The sequence below is a fragment of the Bradyrhizobium sp. UFLA05-153 genome (assembly GCF_054185185.1).
Map to the genome: position 1 here is coordinate 18,423 of NZ_JBBIAM010000117.1, position 9,962 is coordinate 28,384.

The 9,962-nt window shown below is 60.2% G+C and carries 10 protein-coding genes; 2 read left to right on the forward strand and 8 right to left on the reverse strand.

Features of this window, described 5'->3' with window-relative positions; all coding sequences use genetic code 11:
• Positions 1–254 precede the first annotated feature (254 nt).
• Positions 255–1,061, reverse strand: coding sequence for a hypothetical protein (locus Q2941_RS41135; RefSeq protein WP_458196080.1), 807 nt, complete (start codon positions 1,059–1,061; stop codon positions 255–257).
• Between the two features lie 119 nt (positions 1,062–1,180).
• Entirely contained in the window at positions 1,181–1,303 is a 123-nt protein-coding gene (locus Q2941_RS41140) for a hypothetical protein (protein ID WP_458196081.1), read from the reverse strand.
• Positions 1,304–1,820: 517 nt separating this feature from the next.
• Here Q2941_RS41140 and Q2941_RS41145 point away from each other — a divergent pair.
• Together Q2941_RS41145 and Q2941_RS41150 are read left to right on the forward strand one after the other, a co-directional pair.
• Positions 1,821–2,525 (forward strand): type IV toxin-antitoxin system AbiEi family antitoxin domain-containing protein, encoded by a 705-nt coding sequence (locus Q2941_RS41145; RefSeq protein ID WP_458196082.1) that lies wholly within the window; start codon positions 1,821–1,823, stop codon positions 2,523–2,525.
• On the forward strand, positions 2,522–3,448 hold the full coding sequence (locus Q2941_RS41150; protein WP_458196083.1) for a nucleotidyl transferase AbiEii/AbiGii toxin family protein: 927 nt from the start codon (positions 2,522–2,524) through the stop codon (positions 3,446–3,448). Before Q2941_RS41145 ends, Q2941_RS41150 begins: the two co-directional genes overlap by 4 nt.
• Before the next feature lie 868 nt (positions 3,449–4,316).
• Here the strand turns inward: Q2941_RS41150 and Q2941_RS41155 are convergent.
• The 6 genes from Q2941_RS41155 to Q2941_RS41180 form a co-directional block, all read right to left on the reverse strand.
• Entirely contained in the window at positions 4,317–5,492 is a 1,176-nt protein-coding gene (locus Q2941_RS41155) for a hypothetical protein (RefSeq protein WP_458196084.1), read from the reverse strand.
• Between the two features lie 303 nt (positions 5,493–5,795).
• A complete protein-coding gene (locus Q2941_RS41160) occupies positions 5,796–6,068 on the reverse strand; it encodes a DUF3551 domain-containing protein (RefSeq protein WP_458196085.1) in 273 nt (90 codons plus the stop codon).
• A 718-nt stretch (positions 6,069–6,786) separates the two neighbouring features.
• Positions 6,787–7,827, reverse strand: a complete 1,041-nt coding sequence (gene hypE / locus Q2941_RS41165; RefSeq protein ID WP_458196086.1) for a hydrogenase expression/formation protein HypE — start codon at positions 7,825–7,827, stop codon at positions 6,787–6,789.
• Positions 7,824–8,963 carry a hydrogenase formation protein HypD gene (gene hypD / locus Q2941_RS41170; protein WP_458196087.1) on the reverse strand — a complete coding sequence of 380 codons (1,140 nt, stop codon included), beginning with the start codon at positions 8,961–8,963 and terminating at the stop codon, positions 7,824–7,826. Before hypD ends, hypE begins: the two co-directional genes overlap by 4 nt.
• A complete protein-coding gene (locus tag Q2941_RS41175) occupies positions 8,960–9,196 on the reverse strand; it encodes a HypC/HybG/HupF family hydrogenase formation chaperone (RefSeq protein WP_458196088.1) in 237 nt (78 codons plus the stop codon). The genes hypD and Q2941_RS41175 overlap by 4 nt, the downstream gene beginning before the upstream one ends.
• The coding region (locus Q2941_RS41180; protein WP_458196089.1) for a Kae1-like domain-containing protein at positions 9,196–9,962 on the reverse strand (767 nt) is incomplete at its 5' end. The genes Q2941_RS41175 and Q2941_RS41180, both read right to left, overlap by 1 nt.

Sequence of the window (9,962 nt, forward strand, 5' to 3'; positions counted from 1 at the left end):
TTCGGACTGTCGCTCGGATACCATATCGGAGGTGCCAAGGAATGGCCCGACCTCGTGAGCGCCGTCGAGTCCATATATCTGGAGAGGATCGAAAAATTACTCGCGCGAATGAAGCAGAAGACCGGCCACGATTGGGCCCTTCGAAGCGGTCCGGCAGCCGAGGAGTGACCGAGAACCCGACCGGCGGCGTACGAGACCGGGCGGGGGCACCCCTACCAAACTAGACATGTTCTCGCGAACGCAGGGCTGTTACATCAATAGTTGTCGAGCCGCTTGTCCGCATTCAGCTTGTCATGAGACGATCCGAAGACGGCAGGGCGGGTCATCGTAAAACCTCCGAAGCTCGCCGTGACTTGGCCCGATGCCAGTTGTCCGTTCGAGTCCATTGCGGCGGCGACAAAGTAGGTTCGCTGGTTTTTCTCGGAAAGCCAAGTCTGCCGGACGAAACCCGTGGTCCAGACTTCGATCTCCGGCCCGTACGACCGGTAGGTGCAAGAGCAATCGGCATCCGTCATCGTGGCCGTCCCGGACATTTTGAACTTGCCGACGTCGAAGCCCATCGTTGCGAAAAACCGCGCGAGGCGGTATGCGAGGGCTAGGTTGCCCTCGCCGTCGAACTTCAACGTCGTCACCGTGTCGTCACGACCATCGGGCTTTCCATCGACGACGTGCAGCGGGCCGGCCCAGATCATCTGGTCGGTCTTGTGGGTCTTTCGATCGAACCAAGCCTGCGCCACCGGCCAGGAAGCGTCGACGAAGGTGCCCGCCACCCTCTTGCCGACGGTCGAAGCGGCGCCTGCCAGCAAGCCGCCGATGATGGGCTTGGAGAGCTTGCCGCGATCCTCCGGTACGAAATCCTCAACCCTAGCGCCCACGGGTGAGAGTTTTTGCCCCACCGCCGCGCGACCGCCGGCGGAGAAACCTTTGCTCAGGGGGATGGCCGTGACCGCCAGCAGTCCCAAAAGGGCGACGACGGCAGTTGCTTTCCAAAGGCTGCGCCTCGGAGCCGGCTGTTCGAGTACCCGCGAAGCTTCGGCAATGTTGAGTGCTGATGCGGTCATGTCAGGGGTCCAAGGTTGGGGCGAAACGGAATACTCGGCGTAACGCGCGACCGGCGCCGCCCAGAAACTCGCATCGGCTCTTGAGCCGAGGGCCACGTAGCCCCCCGGCCCGGCCGAGTTCAACAATCAGCTTTAATCTCAGTGACCATGTTCGCCTCCTCCATCAATTTAGGCGCAGCTTGCAGGAAACATTGGGTCGCCCAAACGGCGGTCAATCCTTCCCACTGGATGGATTTTTTCATGGCCGTTAAACCGTCTCCTCTTGAAAATCGGTCAGCGCCCACCAGCGCGGGCAGCGAAAGCTAGGCCACGACGATCGAGAATCCCGGATTGGGCTAACTGCCGGAACGAACCAACCGCAAGGATTCGTCCAGGCAGGGAGACTTACTACGCTGACGACGAGAGAGATGCGGCCCGTGCCCCCTGCGCTCCGTGGACGAGCGATACTGGTGCTGCAGGAGGCCAGCGCGGTCCGCGAATGCGAAGAGCATGATTGGATGAAGGACCGGGCAGCCCGCAGGCGAGCGAGCCTTCGAAGCCGTTCGGGCGGATCGCCGTCGGGAGTTTCGCAGCAGGCGGCGAGGCAGTGGTCGCTGAAGTATTGGCACGATCCGGCATGTAAGGAATTGGAGGCAAGTTTAAACTTTTGCCTCCATTTTCTTACATTACCGACAGTTCGGCGCACTGGGTTCCGCTAGGTTCCGCATCAAAACGCAGATAAGCTATTGAAAACTAAAGAAAAATATCAAATGTAAGAAATTGGAGGCAAAAACGAAAATATGCCCCTTGATTCTTACATTTCCCTACCCGACCTTACTAGCGATGGAACGCACCCAGATCGAAAAGGTCAAAAAGCTGTTGGAAGGCGGGCACGTGCGCTCGGCGTCGGAATTCTTCGACGCCGGCATCAATCCGGCGTCGCTGGCCCGAGCGGTCGCGGAGGGCGCCGCGATTTCCTACGCGAGAGGGGTGTACGTCTCTGGCGAGGGAGACTGGCCTGACGGTATCGGCTACGCCGCCGTCACGCTGATCAATCCCGGTGGGGTGGTGTGTCTGAGTTCGGCCGCTTCGATCCACCGCCTGTCGGACGAAAGCCCTTGGCAGATTTGGTACGCCGTCGACCGTCGTAAGGTCAAGAAACCGGCCACCGGCAGTAGGCGCGATCCCGTGCGGACCCTCTACTGGCAAGAGCCGATGATGAGGATTGGTGTCGACACAATAACCTACGGCGGCGTTCCCGTGCGCGTGACCAATCCCGCGCGCACTGTGATCGACATGCTGCGGTACCGAAGCAAACTCGGCGACGAACCGGCGATGAAGGCGATGAAGGATTTCGTCGCAACCGGAGGCGATCCGAATGAGATCATCGGAATCTCGCGGGAGCTCGGCTGCTTCCGCCAGGTCGAGCCGTTTGCGCGCCTCGCCGAAGAGATGAAGTCGGCAATTCCCGGGAGGACACTATGAAACAGGGCAACAACGCGTCGGCTGAAAGCGTTCGAGCCCGCATCCTCAACGAATCCCGTAAGCTCGGAGTCGCGCACGAACTGCTGATGCGCCGTTATGTCTTCGAGCGCTTCCTCGTCAGGATGGCCAAATCGGAATGGCGCGATCGCCTAGTACTCAAAGGCGCCATGGCACTTGTAGCGGTCACGCGCAACTACGCACGCGCTACGCGGGACATGGACATGCTGGGGCTGGAAAAGCTGACGCCCCAGCAGGCGCTGGATGCGATCAAGGCGATCGTCTCGATCCAGCCGCGCGACGACGATCCGGTGGTCTTCGATCCCGCGACGTTCAAGGTCGAAGTCATAAACGCCAAAGCCGAGGAGTCTGGACATCAGATTACGGGCGAAGCGAAGCTCGGATCCGCGACGATTCCGCTCAAGATCGAGATATCGCACGGCCACATCATCTCACCAGCGCCGGTCAAGATGACCTATCCCACCGTTCTGGCAGGCACAGAGGCTCCGGAGATACTCTGCTACACGCCTGAGACCATGCTCTCCGAGAAATTCGAGGCGATCTGCGCGCTCGGCACCAGCACTTCCCGGTTCAAGGACTTCTACGATGTCCGGGACATGTCCCGCCGGCTCGACTTCGCGGGAGCCGACGTCGTGAACGCATTCAAGGCGACCTTCGAAAAGCGCGGAACGCCCATACCGTCGTCGCCGCCTGAATCCTTCACCGAATCCTTCCGCGAAGAGGGCGAAAGGGGATGGCGCGCGTTCCTGACCCGTCTGGGACAGCGCGACGACCAGACCTTCGTCGACATGCTGGCGGAGATCCAGCCGTTCGTCATGCGGATCGCGGGGATGGCACGCGAAGATCGGCCAGAGGCCAATTGGACCGCTGGGGCGGGATGGCAGGACGCATCACCGACTCCTTGACCCGGGCAATGGGCCTAAGCGCTTCGTCCCACACTAACCCTGCTGTGGCACGCTTCGCCGCCTCGCCTGAGCTGAACGGCGCATCCGCCTTCGCGAGACTTGCTCCAGCAAGCGGACTTTCTCGAAGTGGATGTGATCGGTGACGATCGGCACCTTTTGGAGCGCCTCCAACATCTGCTTGAGCTTGGCCGAACTGGCGTATCGCTCCTCCGTAACGTTGTCCCCGCCATGGCCAAGTATGTCCGCGCGGAGTTCAGAAGCCACGCCTGCATGCTTCAGATCGGCTCCTCAAGCCTTGCGAAATGAATGGAAAACCTTCCGTTGCTTAGCGGCCGTAGGTACCGCCACATTCTGGACTTTGATCCAGTCACCGTAGAACGTGTCACCAAGCGGCGTCCGGTCGCTAGCTGCGTGAAGCTCAGGAAATAGAAGCTTATGTCCCAGCCTTTTGATAGCGGAGTGGTATTGAAGAAACCCAAGCCGGACAACTTCACCTACGAGCGGCACTCGCCGCATTGATTGCGGGTTCTTTAAAGTGCGGTGCTCGTTTGGCCGAATGAATATGTAAGGGATTCCGTCCTCTTCGAGAACATCGTCGACATCCAACCCGCACAATTCCTCTCGGCGCCCAAAAGTGTACCTCGCGAGATACGGCACGATGTGCAATGCGTCGTGACAGACGGCCGAGCCAGGCTCAATCCGGTTTTCGGAATGCTTGCAGCCCGTCCAGGGCGCTTGACGGAATATGGCGGCCAGGTCTTCGACAGAGAACGGATTGCGTTGGTCGCGATCGCGCCCCTTCTTCTTTGCAAGCAGTTCTGAGACGCCGGAATATCCCGTGATAGGATGACCACAGGCCACTATGTAATCAAGGACCTCTTGCGACCAAATGTCGGTTCAGCGTGCCGGCCTCACGGCCGACCTTTTTCTTTCGGCAGTTTCTTAGCCTTCGTAAGCCACTCCTTGAGAGGAGTGTTGCGATCGTTCTGTCCCTTGCCGTAGGTTTTCGGCAACGCGAGGAGGAGCGATCGATATTCGGCAACGCGTCCTTGAGAAGCGAGCGGACGTCATCGTCTTCAATCATTTCGACGAACGTTCCGATCAGTGACCGAACCTGGCGTTGAGTCTTTTCGTTCCATTCCCCGAGTGTCGCCTTCTCACCAATCAGTCTTTCGGCAAGCTCGGTGATCGACGTCTCGGAGGGAGCGGTCGAAGCACTTCCTTGCGGTGCACCTTTGGTGTTGGGCGGACTTACCGAAGCTGGAACGACCGCGATCTTCCGGACCTCCGGAGCTTCGACCTGCCTGACCTCGGTAGTCACCGGCTCCCGCAAAGCACCGTGAGAGGGCTCTGGCGCAGAATGCGTTCTTTCGGGGTGCGCTAGGACATCCTCGACCAGCCTATCATCATCTCGGAAATCACCCGACCAACGGCGATCCACTGCCAGGAGAGCCGCTGCTTGACCGCGGTAGTAGAGACGTTCAGCCTCCTTGAGATCGCCCTCACTCTGCGACGCTCCGCTGGCCTCGAGCAGCGCCAGCAATTTTGGCGTGGCAGCGCTCCATTCGAGCTTTTCCGCAACAACTCGAGCGTCCAAGCGACGTCCTCGACTTCTGCAGCGGTCAATCCATTCTCCGTCAAGACTCGCCGCTCTGAACTCTCCAACCGACGCGGCGAATCCTTGAGATGCCTGAAGACGGCGAACCCAGCCCATAACGCGGTCAGAGCTCCGCCCCTCGCGTGCGGAAATGCCATCGGCCGTTTCCAACACAGCCAATCGATCGAGCTTGATCAGTTGCGATCGTGCGACGGACTCAAGGATTGAACGCACCTGAAACGCTGACAGCACTTTCGATTTCTCCTGTCGCAAAATGCCATCACTCGCGACCGACAAATGAGCGGCAATTGTGCGCGCTATCGGAAGCTCACGCGCCCTCAAACTGATCGCAATAGGTGCGAGTTCTCTCTCCCCGTTTTTCTTGAGAAGTCGCCGGCGCCACCAATAAACAGCACCTCGCCGAAAGACATGTTGAGCCGCGCGCACACTCGTCTCCCAGTGTTACAGGCGCGTGCTTCAGCTGAGTAACAACGCCCCAGCCAAAAATTGAATAGTCTGTCTTTTCAGGAGGTTAGGCGTTTTCTGGCTGGGGCGGGAGGGATCGAACCTCCGAATGGCGGAATCAAAATCCGCCAGCAGCCCCGCTGTGCAAATACACTGCGCGATCGGATGCAGATGAATCAATGCCGCGATCAGGAAGGTCTCGTAGGACAGCCGATGCAGTCCGGCTCTGCCGCTTTGATCGACAAGGTTTCAGCGCGCACCGCAGGGTCTAGCCTTGCGAATCCATCAGCGTGATTGTGATCTGTGCCGCTCGAAAGCATAGACCGGATTAATTCCGCAATAAGCGTCTGTACCGGACGCGCTGGCCATGCATTGGCTATAGCTCGAGAACTGGCAATTGCCCGGATATCCCCAGGTGCGCCCTTGCAGGCAATAAACGTCTTGTCGAGCAGTGGGCATGTATCCCGAACGATCACGCGGAGCGGCGATCGAACGTGACCCAGAGCCAACCAGCATGGGGACTGCGAGGATAACAACTAACAAGAGAAAGTAGCGCATAGGACCCTCTTGTCTGACTTAACCCTCTCTCAAAGCTAATGGATCCGGCTTGAGTTTTCTTGATCTTAGTCAATCCCGACTTAGCAACCGCTTGCCGGCCTCAACCTGAAGCCGCACGGCGCAAAACGCCACTGTGACTTCAAATGAAGGCAAAGGCGAGCAGGCTCGAGCAGAGCAACGCGAGGCCCGTCGCGGTCAGCGCCAGCAGGCTACTGGAAATAAGGTCGTGGTTCTTCATTTAATAGCCCTCGATTGCACAGCAAGAGGGAAAGCAGTGCCGTGGTTTGCCCGGTCGACCGCGTAACAATCAATGATTATTCGAATCCGGCGCAATAATCCTGCTGTTGCCGGCAAGAAGCGCAGCTTTTCGGCGCGATCTGCGGACGGTTTGCCGTCTTACGACGAAACAAACGAGAATCAAGTTTGAGAACTTTGCAGGAGCTGTCCAATCAAACACCTGGCCTTTGCGTGCCTTTATTGTTCAGACCCTATTCAACGCAGGATGCTATAAGCATCACAGTTTCGATAGAGCTTCCGGAATGACTTCTTCGAATGCGCAGGCTCCTGCTTTTCATTATGGCATTTGCAATCATGTTGGCGGCACGGGGCCGCCACCAAGATCCTTTCGTGCCCCGCGCGACCGAATCCATGCCACCGGTCAACGTGCCCTAGCCGGATCTGTGTGACAGCGGCGTTCCGCACTTTGCATGTCTGAGCCTCAGCAGATGCGCGGCAGTTGCTCACCGGATAGCCAGTCGACGATGCAGCCGCCGCCAAAGCTGGTCGCCATCTGCACGAAATGATGGTCATCGGCAATTGCCTCGCCGATGTCGGCGGCATCGCAGCCGAGCGGATGCGCCCGCATGGCAGCGAGCACGGCATTGGCGACCTCGGGTGACACGATCGCAACCAGCTTGCCTTCATTGGCGACATGGAGCGGATCGAGCCCCAAAAGCTCACAGGCCGCGGCCACGCCCGGCTTCACCGGAATTGCCTCTTCCTGCAAGCGAAAGCCGAGGTCGGATTGCTGGGCGATCTCGTTCAGGCTGGCGGCAAGCCCGCCGCGCGTAGGGTCGCGCATCAGGCGGATGCCGTGGCCTCCGGCCTCAAGCATCTTCACGACGAGGTCGGCCAACGCCGCTGAATCCGATACGATCTCGGTTTCAAAGGCGAGGTTCTGCCGCTTGGACATGATGGCAACGCCATGATCGCCGAGCGTACCCGAGATCAGCACGCGGTCTCCGACGCGCGCGTTCTGCGCGGAGAGATCGAGCCCGTCAGGCACCACGCCGACGCCAGCTGTCGAGATGAACAGGCCGTCGGCCTTGCCGCGCTCGACCACCTTGGTGTCGCCCGTGATGATGTGGACGCCGGCCGATCGCGCTGCTTTCCCCATGGACTCGGCGATCATCTTGAGGTCGGAGAAACAAAACCCCTCCTCGATGATGAAGCTCGCGGCCAGGTAAAGCGGCCGCGCCCCGGCCATTGCGATGTCGTTGACCGTGCCGTGCACGGCCAGCGAACCGATATTTCCGCCCGGAAAGAACAGTGGCGAAACGACGTAGCCATCGGTCGTCATCACCATGCGCCCGGCGCCGACGTCGAAGGCCGACTGATCATTGCCGCGTGCCAGCCATTCATTGCCGAAGGCCTCGTGGAACAGCCCCGAAATCAGCTGCGCCATCGCACGGCCGCCGGCACCGTGAGATAGGTCGATGCAGCCGTTCCTGATATCGAGCTTGCGCTGATGGCTTCTCATGACGCACGTCTCTGCCGATGATCGCGGAAGCGACCATAGGTCCAATGCGCGGCGCAGGCGCCTTCGGAGGAGACCATGCAGGATCCCATCGGCGTGTCCGGCGTGCAGATCGTCCCGAACAGTTTGCAATCCACCGGCTTCTTTACCCCGCGCAGGATGGCGCCGCATTCACAGGCCGGATTGTCGGCAACGCACAGCTCGCGCATGTCGAAGCGTACCTCCGCATCGTATACGGCGTACGCGCGGTTCAGCTTCAGCCCGCTGTAGAGAACTTGACCGAGCCCGCGCCATTCGAACCGGTCTCGCGGCTCGAAAATGTTGGAGATCTCCTCCTTGGCGCGCAGATTGCCGTCGCGGGTCACCGCGCGGCGATACTGGTTTTCCACTTCGTGGCGATGCCCGTTGACCTGCCGGACCAGCATCAGAATGGCCTGCATCATGTCGAGCGGCTCGAAACCGGAGATCACGACCGGCTTGCAGAACTCCTCCGCGAAAAATTCGTAAGGCGCCGTACCGATGATGATCGAGACGTGGGCCGGCCCGAGGAAACCGTCGATATTGACGCGGCCGATATTGATTTCGGGGCTCTCCAGAATGTTCTGCATCGCCGGCGGCGTCAGCACGTGGTTGCAGAACACGCTGAAGTTCGAAAGCTGCTTTTTTTCGGCCAGACGTATCATGACGGCCGTCGGTGGCGTCGTGGTCTCAAAGCCGATGGCGAAGAACACGAGCTCGCGGGTGGGGTTCTCCTCTGCGATCCGGATCGCATCGATGGTGGAATAGACCACGCGGACATCAGCACCGCGGGCCTTTGCCCTTAGCAGTGAAGTACCTTGCGAGCCCGGCACACGCATCAGGTCGCCATAAACGCACAGGATAACCTCGGGCCGCTCGGCGAGCCGGATCGCCATGTCGATTCGCCCAGCCGGCAGCACGCAGACCGGGCAGCCGGGGCCGTGGATCATCCGCACATTGCTCGGCAGCGTGTCCTCGAGGCCATAGCGCGAGATCGCATGCGTATGGCCCCCGCAAAATTCCATGAAACGATAGGCTCTTTCCGGAACGGCCTCGGCGCAGATGGCCTTCGCCAGGCCCAGCGCGATCGCCTTGTCGCGAAACTCCTCCACATACTTCATTGCGCGGCCCCCTGCACATCGATGCTGAACTCGCGCAGAAGCTCGAGCGTGCGTCTCGCTTCTTCCGGATCGATCTTAGTCAGAGCGTAGCCGACGTGGATGATTACATAGTCGCCGATGGCGATATCCTCGACCAGCGCTACGGATATCTCCTTGCTAACGCCGTCGATGGTCACCACGGCCATGTCGTCAGCAAGAAGCTTCGTGATCTCAGCGGGTATGGCGAGACACATCAGACGCTTCCTTCCAGGCCCTGGTGTTCGAGCAGCGACAGGGCCGCGATCCAGGCCTGCCCGAGGCTCAGGCCGCCATCATTGGGTGGCACCTGGTGTGGAAACAATGGCTTGAGACCGGCGGCGAGGCAGCCGCGCTCGATCTGTTGGGCCAGGATGGTGTTAAGGACGCAGCCGCCACTCAGGGTAACGGTCGTGAGGCCTGTCTGCTGCACCGCACGCGTGATCCAGTCAACGCAAGCGGAGGCAAACGTGCCGTGGAAGAGCTCGGCTCCTTCTGTCGGATCGAACGTATCGGCGCTGAGGTAGTCAAGCAGCGGATGCATTGACAGCACGCCATCCTTGATCACCCAGCCACCGTCCGCAACGCGGGAGCTGCGCACACGCGCCTCCAGCTTCAATGCCGCCTCGCCCTCATAGCTCTGAACGGAGGAGAGACCGAGCAGTCCTGCCGCCGCGTCGAACAGCCGGCCGGCGCTGGTCGTCACGGGCACGTCGGATTGGTCGAGCAACGGGGACAGGCTCTCGGCCTGCGGCCGGCTAGCGAACCGGCGCGGAATCACCTCGCCGCGCCCCAGGGAATGCAGCACGCTCGCCGCCATTCTCCACGGCTCGCGGGCAGCGCGGTCGCCACCAGGCATCTTCAGCGGCGCCAGATGCCCGATCCGCCGGAAGCGCGCTCCTTCGCAGAGCAGGAGCTCCCCACCCCAATTGCCGCCATCGCTGCCATAACCGAAGCCGTCTAGGACGAGTGCGAGCGCCGATC

Bases quoted from the DNA above. Each gene is read 5' to 3' on its own strand.
- Q2941_RS41160 (WP_458196085.1), bottom strand. From the start codon at position 6,068: ATGCGCTACTTTCTCTTGTTAGTTGTTATCCTCGCAGTCCCCATGCTG.
- Q2941_RS41140 (WP_458196081.1), bottom strand. From the start codon at position 1,303: ATGAAAAAATCCATCCAGTGGGAAGGATTGACCGCCGTTTGGGCGACC.
- hypD (WP_458196087.1), bottom strand. From the start codon at position 8,963: ATGAAGTATGTGGAGGAGTTTCGCGACAAGGCGATCGCGCTGGGCCTG.
- hypE (WP_458196086.1), bottom strand. From the start codon at position 7,827: ATGAGAAGCCATCAGCGCAAGCTCGATATCAGGAACGGCTGCATCGAC.
- Q2941_RS41135 (WP_458196080.1), bottom strand. From the start codon at position 1,061: ATGACCGCATCAGCACTCAACATTGCCGAAGCTTCGCGGGTACTCGAA.
- Q2941_RS41150 (WP_458196083.1), top strand. From the start codon at position 2,522: ATGAAACAGGGCAACAACGCGTCGGCTGAAAGCGTTCGAGCCCGCATC.
- Q2941_RS41175 (WP_458196088.1), bottom strand. From the start codon at position 9,196: ATGTGTCTCGCCATACCCGCTGAGATCACGAAGCTTCTTGCTGACGAC.